This window comes from Streptomyces sp. NPDC087300 (genome assembly GCF_044744425.1).
In the GTDB taxonomy this organism is placed as follows: domain Bacteria; phylum Actinomycetota; class Actinomycetes; order Streptomycetales; family Streptomycetaceae; genus Streptomyces.
This window is the reverse complement of sequence record NZ_JBIUYI010000001.1, coordinates 215,941-235,838: the sequence shown is the minus strand read 5'-3', so window position 1 is coordinate 235,838 and position 19,898 is coordinate 215,941. Positions and strand designations below refer to the sequence as shown.

15 protein-coding genes are annotated in these 19,898 nt (G+C 70.9%); 9 read left to right on the top strand and 6 right to left on the bottom strand.

Annotated features, from left to right (window positions below; all coding sequences use genetic code 11):
• The first annotated feature begins 303 nt into the window (after nucleotides 1–303).
• From ACIO9J_RS00915 to ACIO9J_RS00885, 7 genes are all read left to right on the top strand, one after another.
• Nucleotides 304–1,269: a fatty acid desaturase family protein gene (locus tag ACIO9J_RS00915; protein ID WP_401990425.1), complete on the top strand. Its 966-nt coding sequence runs from the start codon at nucleotides 304–306 to the stop codon at nucleotides 1,267–1,269.
• Nucleotides 1,270–1,352: 83 nt separating this feature from the next.
• Complete coding sequence (locus tag ACIO9J_RS00910) at nucleotides 1,353–2,024, top strand: GNAT family N-acetyltransferase (protein ID WP_401990422.1); 672 nt, start codon at nucleotides 1,353–1,355, stop codon at nucleotides 2,022–2,024.
• Nucleotides 1,990–3,672 (top strand): aspartate aminotransferase family protein, encoded by a 1,683-nt coding sequence (locus ACIO9J_RS00905; protein WP_401990419.1) that lies wholly within the window; start codon nucleotides 1,990–1,992, stop codon nucleotides 3,670–3,672. The genes ACIO9J_RS00910 and ACIO9J_RS00905 overlap by 35 nt, the downstream gene beginning before the upstream one ends.
• 2 nt (nucleotides 3,673–3,674) lie before the next feature.
• Complete coding sequence (locus ACIO9J_RS00900) at nucleotides 3,675–5,174, top strand: AMP-binding protein (RefSeq protein ID WP_401992978.1); 1,500 nt, start codon at nucleotides 3,675–3,677, stop codon at nucleotides 5,172–5,174.
• Nucleotides 5,171–6,148 carry an amidohydrolase family protein gene (locus ACIO9J_RS00895; protein WP_401990416.1) on the top strand — a complete coding sequence of 326 codons (978 nt, stop codon included), beginning with the start codon at nucleotides 5,171–5,173 and terminating at the stop codon, nucleotides 6,146–6,148. The genes ACIO9J_RS00900 and ACIO9J_RS00895 overlap by 4 nt, the downstream gene beginning before the upstream one ends.
• Nucleotides 6,145–6,396, top strand: a complete 252-nt coding sequence (locus tag ACIO9J_RS00890) for a hypothetical protein (protein WP_401990413.1) — start codon at nucleotides 6,145–6,147, stop codon at nucleotides 6,394–6,396. Before ACIO9J_RS00895 ends, ACIO9J_RS00890 begins: the two co-directional genes overlap by 4 nt.
• Nucleotides 6,393–7,364 (top strand): amidohydrolase family protein, encoded by a 972-nt coding sequence (locus ACIO9J_RS00885; protein WP_401990410.1) that lies wholly within the window; start codon nucleotides 6,393–6,395, stop codon nucleotides 7,362–7,364. The genes ACIO9J_RS00890 and ACIO9J_RS00885 overlap by 4 nt, the downstream gene beginning before the upstream one ends.
• Nucleotides 7,365–7,415: 51 nt before the next feature.
• Here ACIO9J_RS00885 and ACIO9J_RS00880 read toward each other — a convergent pair whose 3' ends face one another.
• Nucleotides 7,416–8,330, bottom strand: coding sequence for a phenylalanine 4-monooxygenase (locus tag ACIO9J_RS00880; RefSeq protein ID WP_401990407.1), 915 nt, complete (start codon nucleotides 8,328–8,330; stop codon nucleotides 7,416–7,418).
• Nucleotides 8,331–8,437: 107 nt separating this feature from the next.
• Between ACIO9J_RS00880 and ACIO9J_RS00875 the strand changes: the two genes are divergently transcribed.
• The gene (locus ACIO9J_RS00875; RefSeq protein WP_401990404.1) at nucleotides 8,438–10,510 is read left to right on the top strand and encodes a cytochrome P450; all 2,073 of its coding nucleotides are present in this window, start codon (nucleotides 8,438–8,440) and stop codon (nucleotides 10,508–10,510) included.
• Between the two features lie 3 nt (nucleotides 10,511–10,513).
• Here ACIO9J_RS00875 and ACIO9J_RS00870 read toward each other — a convergent pair whose 3' ends face one another.
• Together ACIO9J_RS00870 and ACIO9J_RS00865 are read right to left on the bottom strand one after the other, a co-directional pair.
• The gene (locus ACIO9J_RS00870) at nucleotides 10,514–14,473 is read right to left on the bottom strand and encodes an amino acid adenylation domain-containing protein (protein ID WP_401990401.1); all 3,960 of its coding nucleotides are present in this window, start codon (nucleotides 14,471–14,473) and stop codon (nucleotides 10,514–10,516) included.
• A 53-nt stretch (nucleotides 14,474–14,526) separates the two neighbouring features.
• Nucleotides 14,527–15,828 (bottom strand): MFS transporter, encoded by a 1,302-nt coding sequence (locus ACIO9J_RS00865; protein ID WP_401990398.1) that lies wholly within the window; start codon nucleotides 15,826–15,828, stop codon nucleotides 14,527–14,529.
• A 167-nt stretch (nucleotides 15,829–15,995) separates the two neighbouring features.
• Between ACIO9J_RS00865 and ACIO9J_RS00860 the strand changes: the two genes are divergently transcribed.
• Complete coding sequence (locus tag ACIO9J_RS00860; RefSeq protein WP_401990395.1) at nucleotides 15,996–16,880, top strand: EamA family transporter; 885 nt, start codon at nucleotides 15,996–15,998, stop codon at nucleotides 16,878–16,880.
• On the opposite strand, the gene ACIO9J_RS00855 is transcribed toward ACIO9J_RS00860, so the two are convergent.
• The 3 genes from ACIO9J_RS00855 to ACIO9J_RS00845 all read right to left on the bottom strand — a co-directional run bounded on the left by ACIO9J_RS00855 (nucleotide 16,852) and on the right by ACIO9J_RS00845 (nucleotide 19,893).
• Nucleotides 16,852–17,928: a bile acid:sodium symporter family protein gene (locus ACIO9J_RS00855; RefSeq protein ID WP_401990392.1), complete on the bottom strand. Its 1,077-nt coding sequence runs from the start codon at nucleotides 17,926–17,928 to the stop codon at nucleotides 16,852–16,854. The genes ACIO9J_RS00860 and ACIO9J_RS00855 overlap by 29 nt on opposite strands.
• A gap of 10 nt (nucleotides 17,929–17,938) precedes the next feature.
• Complete coding sequence (locus tag ACIO9J_RS00850; protein ID WP_401990389.1) at nucleotides 17,939–19,249, bottom strand: MFS transporter; 1,311 nt, start codon at nucleotides 19,247–19,249, stop codon at nucleotides 17,939–17,941.
• Between the two features lie 167 nt (nucleotides 19,250–19,416).
• Nucleotides 19,417–19,893: a VOC family protein gene (locus tag ACIO9J_RS00845; RefSeq protein WP_401990387.1), complete on the bottom strand. Its 477-nt coding sequence runs from the start codon at nucleotides 19,891–19,893 to the stop codon at nucleotides 19,417–19,419.
• Between the last annotated feature and the right edge of the window lie 5 nt (nucleotides 19,894–19,898).

Sequence of the window (19,898 nt, the reverse complement as noted above, 5' to 3'; positions counted from 1 at the left end):
GCCCCCGTGACGTACTACCGGAATGTCGGAGTTCGGAAAGGGGGCCTTGACTGCGGATGCCGACCACAATGAAGATGGCATGCGGGTGCGCCACTGGCGTACCGGAGATACAGCTGTCCTGGCCCTAGAGATTCCCGACGCACCACAGATCGAGCGTATTCGGAACGCCGGAGAGATGAAGCAGATCTCCGTCACAGGACCCTGCCTTCAGGCAGTGGCGATTTCCAAGCAGACGGCTGCAGTCGTCCACCGCAGCCCCGCACTTCATTGCTCCCGACAGCTGTCGGTCGAGAAGGGGGATTAATGGGACGCCCAGTGGACGGAGCGGCGGGAAGCGACGCCCGAGTGACGATGGATGCAGTAGCCATCCGTGAAGTGCGAAACGCAATTCGGGGTGAGATACGCGGCCGATTATTCACGTTTAAAGTGCTGGTCTGCGCCGTTCTCACGGCCGCGGGATGCTGGCTGGCGCTCCAGTCGCAGATATCTCTCCGAGTGTGCGGCGTCCTCCTGATCGGGCTCATGTTCGCGCACGCCGCGGAACTCCAGCACGAGACCCTGCACGGCCTCGCCTACCGCAGCCGGCGCGCCAACCGCGTGGTGGGTGTGGTGCTCGGTCTGCCGATGCTGATCTCGTTCACCGCCTACCGCGTGGCCCATATGCGCCACCACCGCGACCTCGGCACCCCGGGCAACCGCGAGTTCTTCGACTACGGCGACCAGTACGGCAAGGGCGAGCGCGGCAGCCGCGTCGGCACCGCGCTGACCTGGTTCGCCCGCTTCACCATGGCCTTCCACTACTGGCAGTTCGCGATCGGCGTCGGGAAGGCGGTGCGCGGCAGCACCTTCGACGGGGAGAGCGCCGTCAACACCCGCCGCATCCGCGCCGAGCACCTGCTGGCCGTCACCGCGCTGCTCGTCGCCGTCGTGCTCTCGGTGGTGTTCGCCAGCCCCGCGGCCCTCTGGCTCTGGCTGCTCCCGATGGTCCTGGTGGCGGCCCCGATGCACGCCCTGATCGAGCTGCCCGAGCACTTCCGCTGCGACACGCTCGACCGCTCGCCGTTCGCCAACACCCGGACCATCAGGTCCAACCGGCTCCTGACCTGGTACACGAACGGCAACAACTTCCACGTCGAGCACCATCTGATGCCCAACCTCCCCATCGAGCGGCTGCCGGACCTCCACGTCGAGGTGCGCGAAAGCCTGCGCCACTACCACCCCGGCTACTTCGCCTACTTCAGGAGCTTCCTCGGCGCCGGCGGCAAGTAGAGCCAGCAGCAAGTAGCACCCGCACGTGCGAGCACGGACTCAAGAACGTGGACGGACGGATCGACGGACGGAAGGAAGGGACCATGCCCGACGACATCACCTTCCGCAGGGCGCGCACACCGGCTCAGGACGCGGATGTGCTGCGGCTGCGGGAAGCGGTGTACGTGCAGGACCAGGAGCGGCTCAGCGACACCTCGCAGACCGCCGACACCTTCGACAAGTTCGACGCCCAGGCGTACTACCTCCTCGCGTACGCCGGAGCCGAAGCGGTCGGCACGATAAAGATCGTCCCGGACTCGCAGGCGGGACTGCCGTGCGAGGACGTCGCCGACATCGGTGCCCTGCGCGCGGGGCACCGCCTCGTGGAGTTCGGCCATCTGATGACGCTGCCGGACGCGCGCAACCAGAAGATCGGCATGCGGCTGATGCGCGAGGCGCTGGTCCACAGCGTCCAGACGCATCAAGTGACGTGCATCCTGGGCGACTTCTTCATCGACGACCTCGACGGCAAGCTGCGTGACTTCTACACCGACATCGGTTTCGTACCGGTCCACGGGCCCTACCAGGACCCGCGCTTCACCGGCGCGCCGCTGAGCATGGTGGCCGCCCTCGACGTGCCGGAGGCGGTGCGCCTGTGCAAGAAGCTGGGCGCCGAGGGCAACGGGCTGCGCAGGTACTTCTTCCAGGACTTCGACGCCTATGCGAGGGGATCCTCCGAGTATGCGGACATACCGGCAGGTACTGGCCGAGGCTAAGGCGGCCCACAACCACCCCACCTACGCCAAGATGGCCTTCGTCATGGGGTGCGGGGTCCAGGGCGTGGGTTCCGGATCCACCGTCCTCGACGACTCCGGACAGTCCTTCCTGGCCATGTTCGACCAGTACGGCAACCAGTCGCTCGGCTACTCCCACCCCCGGATCATCGCCGCGATCCGCGAGCAGCTCGACTCCGGGGTGCTCAACAGCAGCAAGATCATGTTCGAGGAGGTGGGGATCCGCCTCACCGAGCGGCTCGCCGAACTCACCGGCCAGGAGCTGCCGTTCGCCTATCTCGCCAACGGCGGCGGCGAGACCATCGACAACGCGCTGAAACTGGCCAGGGCGGCCACCGGCCGGCCCCGGTTCATCAGCGCGCTCGGCTGCTTCCACGGCAAGACCTTCGCCACCCTCGGCGCGGCCGCCCGGCCCGAACACCAGGCCAGCCTCGGCCCCCTGATGTCAGAGTTCCAGCAGGTGCCCTTCGGGGACCTCGACGCGCTCGCCGAGGCCCTGGACGACACCGTGGCCGCCGTGCTCCTCGAACCCGTCCAGGCGGAGGCCGGAGTCGTCCCGCCGCCGCCCGGCTACCTGCGCGAGGTCCGCCGCCTGTGCACCGAGGCGGGCGCGCTGCTCGTACTCGACGAGATGCAGACCGCGTTCGGCCGGTGCGGCACCTTCTTCGCCTACCAGCGGTACGGCATCACCCCGGACCTGCTCTGCCTCGGCAAGGCGTTCGGCGGCGGCATGCTCGCGCTCTCCGCCGTGGTGGGCACCGAGGCGGTCTGGGAGGTCCTGCGCGAGCTGCCCTCCACCTTCGGCTCCAGCCTCGGCGGCAACCCGCTCGCCTGCCGGGTCGGCCTGGAGACCATCGACATCGCGTCGGACGAGGACTTCCTCGCCGGCATCCGCGCCAAGGGGGACAGGATCGCGGCCCGCCTCTCCGCCGCCGCCGAGCGCTACCCGGAGGTGATCGCGGAGCACCGGGGCGTCGGCATGATGCACGGCATCGAACTGCGCGACGACGCCCTGACCGGGCTGGTCCTCGGCCGGCTCATCGAGGAGGGCGTGACCTCCACGTACTCGCTCTACAACCCCAAGGTGCTGCGCGTCCAGCCGCCGCTTGTCATCTCCGACGAGGACCTCGAACGGGTGCTCAGCGTCCTGGAAGGCGTCCTCGCCGAGGCCGACGCGGCCCGGGGGAGCGTACGTCCGACGGCGGCACTGTCCCCGCTCACCCGCACCGTCACCCTGGCGCGCCCCGCCGACGACGTGCTGCGGCTGCTGCACGAACGGCCGCGGCTCCTCGACCCGTTCGCCCTGGACACCCGGGCCGACCGGCAGGGCTCCGAGGAGGAGTTCAGCGGCCGGATCGGGCAGGACGAGGTGGTCTGGTCCGACCGGGTCGAACGGGGCGAGGACGGCGTCGCGTCGCGGGCGGACCCGTGCTGGCTGTGGCAGGAGCTCGTCCGCACCGCGGTGGTGCGCCCGGCGCCCGACGGCGGCTGCACGGTCGAGATCCGGGTCGCCTGGGACACCGGCAGCGGTGGCTACGAGGAGATGCTCGGCGGCCGGATCGCCCTGTTCGCCGAGGACCGCCTCACCCATCTGCTGGCCCGTCTGGAGAAGGAGTTGGAGAACGCGTGAGCATGACCATCGCGGAGCTCGGCGAGCGCTACCGCGAGCACACCGACGCGCGGCTGACCGAGATCGACCTCTCGGGCAAGCGGCGCGTCCTCACCTACAGCCGGCTTCACGAGCTCGCCACGGAGCGCGCGGAGCGGTTGGCGGCGGCCGGCGTGGAGCCGGGACACGTCGTCGGCATCCGCGCGCCCAGCAGCATCGACTGGGCACTGTGGGACCTCGCGACGCTGATGCGCGGCGCGGTCGTCAAGGCGTTCCCCGACGACACCGAGATAGCGGACCCGGCCGCGTTCGTCGCCCGGCACGAGCTCGCCCTGCTGATCACCGACGTCCCGGCGGCCGACTGCCCCGCGGTGATCGCCCCCGACGCGCTGCCCGGCCCCGACGTCGTGCCCGGCACGGCCGGACGCGTGGACCGCGACCAGGTCCACAGCCTCGTCTACTCCTCGGGCACCTCGGGCAAGCTGAAGGGGCTGAACATCACCGCCCCGGGCTCCGAGTACGTGATCAACCAGTTCATCGAGACGTACCACCTCACCCCGAGCGACAGTCATCTGATCTTCCTGCCGCTCTCCAACTACCAGCAGCGGATGTCCCTCTACTGCTGTCTGTGGCTCGGCGCCGACCTGACGATCGCCCCCTACCAGCGCGTCTTCCAGGCGATCCGCAGCGAACGGCCCACCTTCCTGATCGGCCCGCCGGTCTTCTACGACACGGCGCTCCAGCTGTATCTGAAGTCCGGCGGCACGAGCACGCTCGGCGAGTTCCTGGGCGGCGCCGTCCGCTTTCTGATCACGGGCATGGCCCCCATCAGACGGGAGACGCTCGACGCGTTCTGGGCGAGGGACGTGCCACTCCTGGAGGTCTACGGTCTGAACGAGACCGGCATGGTGGCCTGGAACACCGAGGACGCGCACCGGCTCGGCACCGTCGGCAGGCTCCTGGACACCGGCCACGTCCGGTTCCTCGACGACGGCGAGGTCATCCTGAAGCGCCCCGCGCCCCAGAGCAGCGGCTACTTCGAGCTTCCCGACGACGGGGCCGACGAGACGTACCGCCCCGACGGGAGCATCGCCACCGGCGACTTCGGCGTGCTCGACGACGACGGCTTCCTCACCCTCATCGGACGCAAGAAGGACGTGATCGTCCTGGGCAGCGGGCGCAAGGTGCACCCCGCCCAGATCGAGGACGCCTTCGCCGGGATCGAGGGCATCGCGGAGATCATCGTGGTGCCCACCCCCGAGACCGGCAGGCTCGGCGCCGTCGTCACCACCACCGACCCCGAGGACGCCGCACTGCCCGCCAAGGTGCGCGCGCGGGTCGAGGAGGTCAACCGCGGGCTCGACACCCATCAGCGGGTCGTCTCCGTGATCTTCTCCGCGCGCGAACTGCGCTCCGACGCACGCTTCATGACGGGCAATCTGAAGCTGAGCCGGGCCACCGTGGCGCGGTACTTCGCCGACACCGTGCGCGGCGCCGCCGCCGAAGGGACGGAGGCGCGGTGACCCCGGAGCCCGCGGCGGCCGCCGCCCACCCGATCGTCGACGCACAGGTCAACCTGGGCAGCCTGCTCGCCATCCCGCGTTCCTTCGTCGAGCACCAGGCCGCCAACGTCCACCACCGGCTCGACGCCTACGGACTCGGCGGCCGCCTCAGCCGCGTACGCAACCAGGTCTTCTCCCTGTACGCGGACGACGACGCGGACCAGCTGGTCGCCGAGATGGACGAGGCGGGCGTCGACCAGGCCTTCCTCATCGCGCCCGACTACTCGCACGTGGCCGACTGCGCGCTGTCCCAGCCCGAACTGGCCGCGCTGCACGACCGGGTGAACCGCCGGCACCCCGGCCGCTTCCACGTCTTCTGGGGCGTCGACCCGCGCGGCGGACAGGACGGCATCGACCTCTTCGAGCGGTGCGTGAACGAGTACGGATTCGTCGGGATGAAGCTCTACCCGCCCTGCGGATACGAGCCGAGCGACCCGCGCCTGTACCCGTACTTCGAGCGCTGCGACCACTACGGCATCCCGGTGCTCACCCACACGGGACCCGGCTGGGGGCCGCTGGACTTCACCTTCGGCAGCCCGCTGCTCGTGGACCGGGCGGCCAGGGACTTCCCCGGCGTCGACTTCATCCTCGGGCACGGCGGGGTCACCCACGTCGACGAGGCCGCCTACCTCTGCGCGCACCGGCCCAACGTGCACCTGGACATCAGCCAGTTCCACTCGGTGCTCAGCGCCGACGGCTGGCAGACCCACGTCAACCGGCTCTTCAGGGCCGGGATCTCGCACAAGATCCTCTTCGGCACCTGCTGGCCCTCCTTCCGCCTCTCGGAGTCGCTCGGGGGCCTGGTGAAGGAGTTCTCGCGCGGAGCACCGGCCGTGGCCGGGCTACGGGAGGCCGAGCGAAAAATGATCATGAGCGGCAACAGCCTCCGCCTCATGGGGCGGAAATCCGCGGAGCAAAGGGGTGGTCGACCATGACCGAGGACGTCTCGGCGGTGGAGAAGGATCTCGTCGCGTGGGTGGAGAACTGGAACGAGGGGGAGGTGGACGTCGCCGAGGTCAAGGCCGAGACGGAGCTGACCCACTCCGGGCTGCTCGACTCGATGGCGCTGGTGGGCCTCATCTCCTATCTGGAGGAGCGCAGCGACCGGGAGTTCGACTACGCGACCTTCGAACCGGGTGACGGCGTCAGTATCCGCGGCCTGGTGGAGCACTGCTTGCGGTGATCGTCTACGACGGCCACTGCCATGTGGCATCCACCGACTTCGTCCCCTCGGCCTTCGTCGAAGGGGTGGCGGAGAACGTCCACAGCCGGCTCTCCGCACACGGCCCCGCGCCGGACCCGGGCCGCATCGCGGACAGCTACCAGGCTCAGCACCAGGACCATCTCGCCGACGGCCTGGTCGCCGAGATGGACCGGGCGGGGATCGACCGGTCGGTGCTCCTGGTGCCCGACTTCAGCCACCGGATGGCCTGCCCGCTGACCCCGGAGAAGATGGCGGAGCGCCACCACGAGATCCGGCTCAGACACCCTGAGCGGTTCTGGGTCTACATCGGGATCGACCCCCGGCACGGCCCCGGCAACCTCCGGTTCTTCGAGACGGCCCTCGACGACTACGGCTTCGACGGGATCAAGCTCTACCCGCCGTGCGGATACTCGCCGTCGGACCGGAGCCTGTACCCCTACTACGAGCTGTGCGCGGCCCGTTCGCTGCCGGTCTTCGTGCACACCGGACCCAGCGTGCCGAGCCTGGACACGGAGCTGGCCCATCCGCTCCTCATCGACCAGGCGGCCCGCGACTTCCCCGGCGTCGATTTCGTCCTCGGCCACGCCGGGGTGACCAACGTGGAGACGGGGGCCTATCTCGCGGCGCACCGCCTCAACGTGTACCTGGACATCGGCGGGTTCGCCAGCTCCGCCACCCTGCCGAGCTGGCCGCACCACCTCAACCGGCTGTTCCGGATGGGCATCAACCACAAGGTGATCTTCGGTACGGACTGGCCCCTCGGCCGGATGTCCGGAGGGCTGCGCCGCACGATGAACGAGGTGCTCGACGGGCCGACGGTCTTCGACGGGGTGTCCCGCCGCGACCGCGCGTTGCTCCTGCACGAGAACCTGCTGCGGGTGCTCGCACCCGCGAGCCGCCCGGCCACCGCGGCCACCGCGCGGGCCCCCGGCCGGAGCCGGTCGTGAACCGGCACGACCGGGCCCCGCTGCCGCTGGTGCTGTGCCGCGACGGTCCCGCTACGCCGCGACCAGTTCGCTGTCGTCGTCGATGCTCGTCAGGAAATCGCTCAGGAAGTCCTCGAAATGGTTGAAGGACTCGGCCCTGAACAACACCGGCTGGTATTTCTCCACCAGATAGCCCTGACGTCCCATGGCCGCCGCTTCGAACGGGAAGATGTCCGCCCCGAGGAAGTAGTCCATTTCTCCGCAGGAGGACAGGAGGCTGGCTCCGCAGACCTTGGTTCTGCCGTCCTCCCGCACCAGTCCGTATTCGATGGTGAACCAGAAGACCCGGGACACGAGGCTGACCGCCTCGTCGGACTCGAGACGGCGCACCGTCTTCCCGAGAAGTTCGTACAACGTCGCCCATCGATTACTTGAAAGGTGTGTGCCGTGCCCCACCACCTCATGGATCATGTCCGGTTCAGGCGAAAACCGAGGAAACGAAGGATGGCGAATGTACTGGGTCGCCTGGAACCTACGGTCCGCCAACGAGCCGTAGAAATCGCGCTGTGCCACGAGCCCCGCGGCCGGGCCGAAGGTGAACCCGGTGAGCGGATGCACGCGTGCTGAGACCTCGCTGAGCTGCGGAAGCCTGTCGTGCGGCAGGTCGAGCAGCTCGGTCGCCTCGATGAATTCACGGCAGGCGTGCACACGGTGCTTGGCGGACAATTCCCCGCTGACCGTGCGCCAGGTCTCGTGCTCGGCCTCGGTATAAGGAATGTCCGGTGCCGGTTCGCCCGTCCTGTGCCTTAATGCGAGATCGGCTATGCGGGCCCGGTGCTCCTGATACGGCCGGTCCTCGTATCCGGGGTGGTCCTTCGCGAAGATCACGGACACGCGCCCGTGTTCGTTATTGATGACCGGAGAGTAAAGGGTGGCTTCCTTGAACATCAGAACCGCCTGGTGGATGACGATGGTTGAAGCGCTCAACGTAGGCTAACGGCTCGCTGAGTGAGTGTCACCCCTGGAGGGTTATAGGTAGCCGGTGCCCATTGCGAATAGCCGGAGGCTACGATATGGATTCCAGAAAGGAAACCATGAAAATTCGGACTCCTCGATGGACGGCCGGCCGAGCTGATGCGGACCTCGCCGACCCCTACTTGTACACCGATGAGACCCATCTGGAAATGTGGCGGCGGGCCCGCGCCGAACATCCGGTGGCGTGGACGGAGTCGGAGCTGGCCGGCGGCTTCTGGTCGGTCGTGACCCACGCCGAGGGCTCCGAGGTGATCCGGCGCCCCACGAGCTTCGTCTCGGTCCAGGGGATGCGGTTGCAGGCCAACCCCGCGGGCGTACGGGCCGCGGCGGGGCGCATGCTCGTCGTCTCCGACGGCGTCGAGCACCGGCGGCTTCGCGGGGTGCACCAGGCCTGGTTCAACGCCCGCTCGGTCGCCGCTTTGGTGCCCACGCTCGGCGCCCGCGTCGAAGAGCGCCTCGACGCCCTGCTGGCGCGCGGCACCGCCTTCGACGCGATCGCCGAACTCACCGGGGAGGTACCACGATGGGCCCTCTTCGACCTGCTGGGCGTTCCGGAGGAGGACCAGGACGACCTGGCTCGCACGATGGAGGCCGCCTTCGACGACTCCGACCCCGGACCACGGGGCGAGGCCGCCCGCACCGAGGCGCACACACGGATCTTCGGTCACTTCGGCGATCTGCTCGACCTGCGCAGGGAGGAGCCGGGCGACGACATCGTCTCCGCGCTCGCCGAAGCCGCCCCGGACGGCGTCCCGTTGACCGACGACGAGATCCTGCTCAACTGCGACGGCCTGATGAACGGCGGCCTGGAGACCACCTCGCACGCGCTGGCCGGTGCCCTGCTGATGTTCGCCCGGCGGCCGGAGGTGTGGCGGCGGCTCAGGGACGATCCGGGCCTGGTCGACTCGGCGGTGGAGGAGATCCTGCGGTGGACCTCACCGGCCCTGCACGCCCTGCGCACCGCGGCCGAGGACACGGTGCTCGGTGACGTCAGGATCGCCGAGGGCGACCGGGTCGCCGTCTGGTATCCGTCCTGCAACCGTGACGAACGGGTCTTCGCCGACCCCGACACCTTCCGGATCGACCGCCGTCCCAATCCGCACATCGCCTTCGGCGCGGGGCCCCACTACTGCGTCGGCGCCACGCTGACCCGCCTCGAGGTGAAGTGCGTGCTGGCGGCCGCGATCGAACGGATCGCGGAGTTCGAGGTCGTCGGCGACGCCGTCCGACGCCCTTCCAACTTCCTCCAGGGGCTGTCCCATCTACGGATCGGTCTGACGGCCGACCGACGGCCGGGCCCGCGCCGCGCGGAAGAGAAGACAGGGCAGGACCAGGAACCCGGGCCCGCCCCGGACACACAGCCGGACCTGGGGGCCAGTTCGTCCGACCTGCGCATCGCTCTGCCCGGCGTTGACGCCAAGGCCGTCGAGGTGCACAGCAACCAGGAGGTCACCTTCGGGCGGGGCCTGACCGGGGCCCCGGCCGACATCCGCGTCGACGACCCGACGGGCGAACCCATCGCGGGCCGGATCCGGGCCGCCGAGGACGGACTGTGGTTCATCACCAACCTCAGCAGGGCCCGCACCTACGTGGTGGAGAACGAGGAGGGCGGCGGCGAATACGTCTGCGTGCCGCCGGGCCGCCTCGACATGCCCGTCCCGTTCGCGCACGCCAGGATCAGCCTGCCGTCCGCCACCGGCTCGACGTACCTGTCGGTGAGCGCGCCGACCCCGGCCAACGCGTACGCGACCCAGCCGTACGCCGCCGACGCCGAACCCGGCGAGCAGGTGGACCCGGCGTTCGCCCTCGACCCCCGGTCCAAGTACTTCCTGGTCCTCGTCGCGCTGTGCGAGCCCCAGTTGCGCACGCCCGCCACGGTGGCCATCCCCAGCACCGCGGAGATCGTCCGCAGGCTGAGCCCCCTCGCCTCCTGCCGCAAGATCAGCCCGGCGGCGGTCAACTTCCACATCGAGTACATCGCCGGGCAGAAGCTCGGCGTGCGCAACCAGCAGCCGTCGTCGGGCCGTTCCGGCGGGAACTGGCTGCGCCAGGCGGTCGTCTCCACCGCGCTGCGGTTCCGGCTCGTGTGGACCGAACACCTGGCGCTGCTGCCGGCCGCCGACGCGCGGTGACGGTCAGGGGGTGACGCGCAGTCGCCGGGACACCAGCTCGGCGACCGCGCGGGCGTTGTCGGCCGACAGCAACTGGTGGTGCGTGCAGTCGAGCCGGACGTCCTCGACGGGTCCTTCCACGTAGGGCCCCCAGGCCTCGGCGGCGGACGGCAGTCCGTCGCCCCGGTCGCGGGCCGCGGTCACGAACAGCAGCGGGCCGCGGAACGGCTTGGGGTCGAAGGTCCTCGCGAGTTCGCGGTTGTGCTCGAAGACCTTGACCATGGCGGCGATGCGGGACTCCGTGAGACCGAGGGCCGCGCCGCGCTCCGCGGCGTCCGGCGACGCGACGTCCACGCCGAGGGCCTCTGAGATCGCGGCGAGCGCCTCCTCCTTCCCGGCCGCCGGATCGGAACCGGCGTCCTGCGCGAACAGCTCCACGTCACCGGGGTAGCCGTCCAGCACGCACAGCAACGGCACCTCCTCGCCCTGCTCCTGGAGGAGGACCGCCATCGCATGGGCGACCAGGCCGCCGAACGACCAGCCGAGGAGGTGGTAGGGACCGGCAGGCTGGACCTCGCGCAGCCGCTCCACGTACTCCGCCGCCATCTCCTCGATGTCGGCGGGGAGTTCGGCCTCCGGGGAGATGCCGCGCGCCTGCACCCCATGGATCGGGTGGTCGGGCGCGAGGTGGGCGAGCAGCGCGGAGTAGCACCAGGCGAGGCCGCCGCCGGGGTGGGCGCAGAACAGCGCGGGGCCCTGTCCGGTGGCGCGCAGCGGCAGCACGGTCCGGAAGGCGTCGGACTCACCGGGCTCCTGACGTCCGCTCCCGTCCGTGAGGCGCAGCGCGAGTTCCGCCACGGTGGGCGCCTCGAACAGGGCCCTGATCCCCAGCTGGTGACCGGTGGCGGAGCGGATCCTGCCGACCAGGCGGGCCGCGAGCAGCGAGTGGCCGCCGAGCCGGAAGAAGTTCTCGTCGGCCCCCACGGCCGCTACCCCCAGCTCGGCCGCGAAGAGCCCGGCGAGCAGCTCCTCGGTGGCTCCGTGCGGGGCGCGGGCGGGGGCGGACGTGCCGAACTCCGGTCGGGGCAGGGCCGCGCGGTCGACCTTGCCGTTGGCCGTCAGGGGCACCTCGCCGATCACGATCAGCGCGGCGGGCACCATGTGGCCCGGCAGGGTGCGCTCCGCGAACCGGCGCAGTTCCGCCGGGTCGGGGCGGGTGCCGTCGGCGGGGACGACGTAGCCGACGAGGCGTACGTCCCCGGGGGACGCGGCGCGCGTGGTGACCACCGCACGGGCCACCGCGGGGTGTTCCGTCAACGCGGCCTCGACGTCGCCGAGTTCGATGCGGAAACCGCGGACCTTCACCTGGTCGTCGGTACGGCCCAGGAACTCGATGTCGCCGTCCGCCCGCCACCTGACCACGTCTCCGGTGCGGTACATCCGCGAGCCCGCCGGGCCCCACGGATCGGCCACGAACCGGTGCGCGGTCAGGCCGGGGCGACGCAGATAGCCGCGCGCCACACCGTCCCCGCCCACGTACAACTCGCCCTTCACTCCCACCGGGACGGGACGCAGCCGGTCGTCGAGGACGTAGAGGCGGTTGCCCGGCTGCCGGGCGCCGATCGGCACCTGGCCCGGCGCCAGTCGACGCCCCGGCTCGATGCGGTGCTCGGTGCAGGCGACCGTGATCTCGGTGGGGCCGTACAAGTTGTGGGTCCGGACGCCGGGACGCCTGCGCCGGGACAGTTCGAGCGCCTCCGCGGCGAGCGGCTCACCGGCGAGCAGCAGATCCTCCGTGGGCAGGAACACCGGGGGCAGGGCGTCGAACAGCGCCAGGTGGCTGGGGGTCGCGATGAGCAGGGTGCAGGGGTGCTCCGCCAGCCACGCCTCAAGCCGGGGATCGTGCTCCAGCGGTGCGACGAGGACGCAGCCGCCCAGGATCAGCGGGGTGAACAGGGCGGTGATGGAGATGTCGAAGGAGACCGACGAGTGCTGGAGGGCGACCCCGCGCGCACCGGGGTACTCCTGGGCTATCCAGGCGAGGTAGTCGATCATCGAGCGGTGCGTGACGACGACGCCCTTGGGCCTTCCCGTGGACCCTGAGGTGTAGATGACGTACGCCGGGTGGAGGCCGCTCAGCGGGGTACGTCGGTCGTCGTCCGTGAGGTCGGCGTCGGCGCCGGGCGCCGGGGGAGCGGGCTGGTCGAGGTGCCACACGGGCACGTCGACATCCGGCAGCGCGGACCGCGCCGATGTGGTGGTGAGCAGCAGTGCCGCCCGCGCGTCGGCCAGCATGAAGGAGACGCGCTCGGCCGGATAGTCCGCGTCGACGGGCAGGTAGGCGCCGCCGGCCTTGCCCACGGCGAGCAGGGCGACCAGCAGTTCGGCCGACCTGTCCACGGCGACGGCCACCACGTCCTCCGGACCCACGCCGAACTCCACCAGGCGGCGGGCGAGCCGGTTGGCCCGCGCGTTGAGTTCCGCGTAATCGAGCACCTCATCGCCGCACCGGACCGCGGGCAGCCCGGGAGTGCGCGCGGCCTGTCGCTCCACGAGTGCGGCCACGGAGGCCGCCGCGGCATCGGCGCCGGGACGGGTGTCGTCCCCGACGCCGCCCCGGTCGGCCAGCAGCCCCCTGCGCTCGGCGGCGTCCAGCAGATCGATGCCGTGGACCGGGACGTCCGGGTCGGCCACCACCGTGTTGATGAGCCGGACGAGCCGGGACGCCATGGACTCGACCGTGCCGCGGTCGAACAGCTCGGTGTCGTAGTCGACGACGCAGCGGATGCCCTGCGGCGCGCCGCCCGCCCCGTACTCCTCCTCCAGCTGGAACAGCAGGTCGAACTTGGTGGCGCTGGTCACCGTCTCCACCGGCGTCGCCTCGACGGCGCCGAGGCGCCAGGGCGCGGTGGAGCGGACCTCGAAGGTCAGCATCGTCTGGAAGAGCGGGTGCCTGCCGAGCGACCGGTCGGGGTTGACCGCCTCCACCAGCCGCTCGAACGGCAGGTCCTGGTGCTCGTAGGCCGCGAGGTCGGACGCGCGGACGCGGTCGATCAGCTCCCGGAAGGTCGGGTCCCCCGAGAGGTCGGCACGGAGGACGACGGTGTTCACGAAGAACCCGACGAGCTCGTCGAACTCCTCCTCGGTGCGGCCCGCGACGGCCGAGCCCAGCGGTATGTCCCGGCCCGCGCCGAGCCGGGCGAACAGCGCCGCGACCGCGGCCTGGAGCACCATGAAGAGCGTCGCCCCGCTCTCCTTGGCCAGCGCGACCAGACGGGCCTGCACGGCCGTGCCGAGCCGGAACTGGATGCTGCCCGCGCTGTGGGCCGACACGACGGGACGCGGCCGGTCGTAGGGCAGCTCGAGCTCGGGCGGCAGCCCGCTCAGCGCGGACGTCCAGTAGCGCAACTGCCGTGCCTGGAGGCTGTCCTGGTCCTCCGGATCGCCCAGGAAGTCGCGCTGCCACTCCACGTAGTCCGCGTACTGCGCGGGCAGCGGCTCCTCCCAGTCCGGCGCCTCGCCCGCGCAGCGCGCCTCGTACGCCGTGGCCAGATCGGTGGTCAACGGGCCGACCGACCAGCCGTCGGCCGCGATGTGGTGGGAGAGGACGAGCAGCAGGTGGTCGCTCTCGCCGTACACGAACAGCTCGCAGCCGACGGGGAGTTCGGTGTCGAGGTCGAAGACGTGACGGACCGCGGTGTCGAGGTCCTCGGTCAGCCGCGCCGGATCGCCCTCGCGCACCAGGAACACGGGCCGGGCCCGCTCGCCCTCCCGTACCTGCTGGTAGGGCTCGCCGTCGACCTCCAGATAGCCGGTGCGCAGCACCTCGTGCCGCTCGACGACATCGCCGAACGCCAGAACCAGCGCGTCGCGGTCGAGGCGTCCGGTCAGGCGCAGTGCCAGCGGCACGTTGTAGGCGGAACCGTGTTCTTGGAGTCGGGACAGAAACCACAGTCGGCGCTGGGCGTAGGAAAGCGGGATCATTGGTTCCCCTATCCGATGGCGAAATGACGCGTGGTGCTATTGACGCGTTCGTCCTACGGCTTTTCGGCCACCGTTTCGGATTCGGCCTTGACCCGGGGCTCGGGCTCGTTGAGAGGAATGTCGCGCATGCCCCGCAGGGGCGAGAAGAACAGCCAGAGGCCCGCGCAGCAACCACCGATGACGGCGATCCACAAGGTGGTCTGGACGCCGAAGACGGTGGCGAGTCCGCCGCCCACCAGGCCGCCGACCGGCAGGGTTCCCCAGGTGATCCAGCGCGCCGCCGCGCTGACCCGGCCGAGCAGCTCCGGCGGGCAGGCGGCCTGCCGGTAACTGGTCAGCGAGATGCCCGCGACCGTGGAGGAGAAGGTCCACGAGATCCAGCCGAAGCCGAACAGCAGCACCCACCAGCCGGATCCGGCCATCGGGATGAGCAGACCGGGCAGGGACAGGATGGTCATCGAGATCCAGCTGATGCGGGCGGAGCCGAACTTCCGCGCGAGGTGCCGCGCCGCCACACCGCCCGCGACCCCGCCGACGGCCCCGAGCGCGAGGAGCAGCCCGACCAGGCCGGGGCGCAGGTGGAGCGTGCGGATCAGGAACACCGGACCCAGGGTCTCCACGATGATCACGAAGAAGTTGGCGGTGCCGTTGAAGGCCACCGAGTTGCGCAGGATGCGGTCGCGCAGGACGTAGTCGAGCCCCTCGCGGATCTGGGAGCGCATCGTCGGCCGCGGCCCGGGATCGGCCTTGCGGCGCGGTTCGGGGGTGCGGATCGCCGAGAGCGCGGTCGCCGACAGCGCGAAGGAGACGGCGTCGGCCGCCATCGCCCCCGCCGCGCCGACCAGCGTCACCAGGCCGGCGCCCGAGCTGGGCCCGGCGACCTGGGCGACCGAACGGGAGGCGGCGATCTTGCCGTTGCCGTCGAGGAGTTGGCTGTGTTCGAGGACCGCGGGCAGATAGGCCTGGTAGGCCACCGCGAAGAAGACGGACAGCACGCTGGAGACCAGCGCGACGGCGTAGAGGTGGACGAGGGTCAGGGTGTCGAGCATGTGGGCCAGCGGCACCGAGCCGATGACCAGGAAGAGTCCGACGTCGCACCAGATCATCAGCCGTCGCTTGGCGACCCGGTCCACGATGGCTCCGGCCGGCAGGGCGACCAGGAGGTACGCGCTCGTCTCCGCGGCGGCCAGCAGGCCGACCTGGAACGGGGTGGCATCCAGCAGCACGACGGCGACCAACGGCAGGGCGAGGACGGTGATCTGCGTCCCCATCTCGCTGACCGTCTGCCCGCTCCATAACAGCAGGAATTCGCGATTGCGCCAGATCGAGGAATGTTTTCTACTGTCGTCGACCATCCGTCAGATAGTGTCATCAGCCCCAACACATGTCCATGCCATCCTCAGTCGCAGCCGTCACCGAATTCCCCTTTGCCGGGGCCTCGACTCGCGGGTTCACCACCATCGGACGGGCGTGACTATGTGTGCGGACGGGCGTGTCTTCGAGTGCGGGCGGGCGTGACGAAATGGGCGCCACCGATTTCAGCGAGCACGAGGCACCCGTCCGGGGCAGGGGAAGCGCCCTCGCCCTCCTCCTCGGCGCCGATGTGGCCGTGCAGTTCGGGTCGGCGGCGGCCGCCCTGCTGATCCCCAGAGTGGGCGTCTGGGGCGTACTCGTCCTGCGCCTCACCGTCTCCGCGGTCCTGCTGCTCGTGCTCTGCCGCCCCACTCTGCGGGGGCGCGCCTCCGGAGACTGGGCGGTGGCGGGGCTGCTCGGTCTGACGCTGTGCGCCTGGAACAGCTGCTTCTACCTGGCGATCCTGCGCATGCCGCTGGGGCCGACCGTCACCCTGGAGCTGCTCGGCCCGCTGACCCTCACGCTGCTCGGCTCCCGGCGCGCCGCCGACCCGCTGTGGGCGCTGCTGGCCCTCGTCGGCGTGTTCCTGCTCGGCAAGGACGGCTTCAGCGGACTCGCCCCCACCGGAGTGGTGTTCGCGCTCTGCGCCGGGGCGCTGTGGGCCTGCTACATCCGTCTCAGCGCCCGGACGGGCGCGCGCTTCGAGCGGCTCGACGGGCTGGCGGTCGCGATGACGGTCGCCGCCACGGCGAGCGTGCCGGTGAGTCTGGCGTTCGGGCGGGTGACCCTGCCGGAGCCGGGGGACGTCGGCCTCGTCCTCGCGGTGGCCGTGCTCTCCTCGGTCGTGCCCACCGCCGCCGAACTCATCGCCCTGCGCACGATCGCGCCCGTCGTCTTCTCCGTCCTGATGAGCCTCGCGCCGCCCGCGGCGGCGCTGGCCGGACTGCTGGTCCTGGGGCAGTCGTTGGGCCTCGTCCAGTGGCTCGCCATGGCGCTGGTGGTCGTCGCGTGCGGCGGGGCGCTGCTCACTTCCCGCCAGGACCGGCGGCGTTGACGGCCGGAGGGCGCCGGGGCGGTCGTCCCGCCGTGCCCGCCGCCAGCTTCTGGAGCAGGCTGTAGGAGAGGATCGGCAGCAGTACCGCGGCGCGATGGGTGAACGACCCGGCGGCGAGAACCGCCGCCGCGCTGCTGTTGTTCATGCCGGCGGCGAAGGTCAGGGAGATGCCGTCGGGCCGGTCGCACCGCGTCCAGCGGGACAGCCACCGGCCGCAGCAGAAGGTCAGACAGCACACCGCGCCGGACAGCGCGATCGCCGCCGCCAGGAGGTCCGGGTCGGGATGGGCGAGCGCCTGGCCCAGCGCGCCCGAGGCGTTGATGTAGCAGAGCGCCAGGATGTTGAGGAGGTTGAGGGCCTTGACCGTGGGCAGCGTCGCACGGGCCCGATCCTCGCCCAGTACGGTCCGCACGGCGATGCCGGCAAGACAGGGCAGCACCACGGACACCAGCGCGAACAGCCCCGCCCCGGTCCTTGCGACCGTGTCCAGCGTCGTCGTGTCGTCCAGGGCGCCCGCGCCGTAGGGGCCGACCAAGTGGCCGGTCAGCTGCATGCCGAGGGGAACGGTGAGCGGACTGAGCAGCGTGGAGCCGAGCACCATCGCGACGACCAACGGGACGTTGCCCCCGGCGTTCTGCCCCCAGGACACGGCGCCGCCCGCGATCGGCATCGCGAGGACCAGCAGGAGCCCGACGACGAGACCCTCGGTCTCGGCCCGGTCGGGCCAGCCCCGCAGGGCCAGCGCGACACAGGGGAGCAGCAGCACGGGGAGCAGGGCGTTGGCCGCGATGCCGAGGGTCAGCCGCCAGGGCTGGCGCAGCACGACGCGCAGATCGGTGATGCGGACGCCGAGCCCGGCGTTGAACAGCATGACCGCCAAGAGCGCCATGGGCAGCGTCAGTTCGGCCGTGCCCGCCGTACCGACCGGGATCCGGAAGGCCAGCGCGCGCAGCGCCTCGCCGGGGGCGGGGCAGAGGCCCGCGAGTACGTAGCAGCCGAGCATCAGAACCAGGAGCCTGCGCTGCACGGCCGTGATTACTTTCGTCACTCAGCGCAGCCTAGCGATCACACCCGGCCGCGTCCCTCTTTTCGGCCGTGCCGACCCTCAGGGCGGGGTGCGTCACCGCTGCCGACGCGCGCGCCGGAGGCGCCTCCGGCCGCTCCGCCCCCGCTCGCTCCGCCCAGCGCACGGCGGGCCCCATGGCCAGCGAGGCCGCCAGGAAGACGGCACCGAGCAGCAGCCAGCCCGGCATGCCCCACACGACCAGGAGCCAGGTCAGCAGCAGCGGGCCGAGCGTGCGGGCGAGCGGCACGCCCGTGCCGAAGAAGCCCTGGTATTGGCCTACTTGATGGGCGGGGGCCAGCGCGAAGCCGATCTGCCACGAGCCCGCGGACTGCTGCATCTCGGCGATCACCTGCAGCACCGCGCCCGCGACCAGGACCGCGGCGGCCGCCCACGGCGAGAGGCCGGCGGCCGACAGCGCGAAGACCGCGCACGCGACGAACATGACGAGCCCGGAGCGGCGCACGGCGCCGACGGCCGTGCGCGGCCCGGTGACGCCACGGGCCATCCTGACCTGGTAGGCCATCACGGCAAGGGTGTTGAGGACGAACAGCGCGGACACCAGCCAGCCGGGCGCCCGCGTGCGCTCCACGATCCACAGCGGAATCGCCAGGCTCAGCAGCGGCATGCGCAGCAGGAGCACCGCGTTGAGCAGAGTGATCACGGCGTACGGGCGGTCACGGAGCACCGCGAGCCGGGGCTCGCCGCTGGCGCGCGCGGCCGGGGTCCTCGCCACCGAGGGCAGCCGGAGCAGCACCAGCGCGCAGAGCAGGAAGCCCGCCGCGTCCATCGCGAACACCGCGCGGTAGGCCGCCGCGGTGTCGAAGCGCAGCGCCAGACCGCCGAGGGCCGCGCCGACGGCGAGACCCGCGTTGAGCGTCGACTGGAGATGGGCCAGGATGCCCGTGCGGTCGGCGGGTGCCACGAGTCCCGCGAGCAGCGCCTGCCGGGCCGCGGCGAGACCGCACTGGGCCACGGCGTACCCGACCGTCGCGACGAGGAACAGCGGGAAGGAGCGGATGAAGAGGAACGTGGCGACCGCGGCGCAGGTGGCGAGCGCGAGCAGCACGGACGTGCCGCGCGGGCCGCGCCGGTCGGCGAGCGCGCCGAGCGGCACCCCCGCCACCGAGCCGATCGCCCAGGCGACCGTCAGGCCCAGGCCGATCTGGGTGGGGGACAGGCCCACGACGCGGGTGAAGTACAGCGCCGACGCCACGTAGTAGGCGCCGTCGCCGACGGAGTTGCTCAGCTGCGCGGCGGCGAGCACACGCGGTGCCCCCGGCGGCACATGGATACGAATCGACACGACGCTCCCCCTGGTCGGCGGCCGTGCGGCCGCCCCTGGTCCGACGCGTCGAAGGTATGCAGTGGGGGACGGCCGCGACTGGGCCAATCACCCGCCGCGGCCGTGTGCCAATTCGGCCTCTCGCCACCGTGCCGAGGCTCCGCCCGGGCGCCCTGCCCAGGCAGTGCCTACGCCTTGCCGTCGGCCGCCGCCCTGAGCGCGGCCACGTCGAGCTTCTTCATCCCGAACATCGCCTGCATGGCGCGCTGTGCGCGCTCCGGGTCCGGGTCCGCGAGGAGCTCGGGCAGGGCCGCGGGCACGACCTGCCAGGACAGTCCGAACTTGTCCTTCAGCCACCCGCAGGGGCCCTCCTCGCCGCCCTCGGACAGCTTGGCCCAGTAGTAGTCGACCTCGTCCTGGTCGGCGCAGTCGATGGAGAAGGAGACCGCCTCGTCGAAGGTGAACTCGGGACCGCCGTTGAGCGCCAGGTACGGGGTGCCGTCGAGCTCGAACTCCACCGTCAGGACGGATCCCGCGGGGCGCGGGCTGCCCTCCCCGTAGTACGAGATGTTCTTGATCTCCGAGTTCGGGAAGACCGAGACGTAGAACTTGGCGGCGTCTTCGCTCTGGGTGTCGAACCAGAGGTTGGGCGTGATCCGGGGCATGGCTC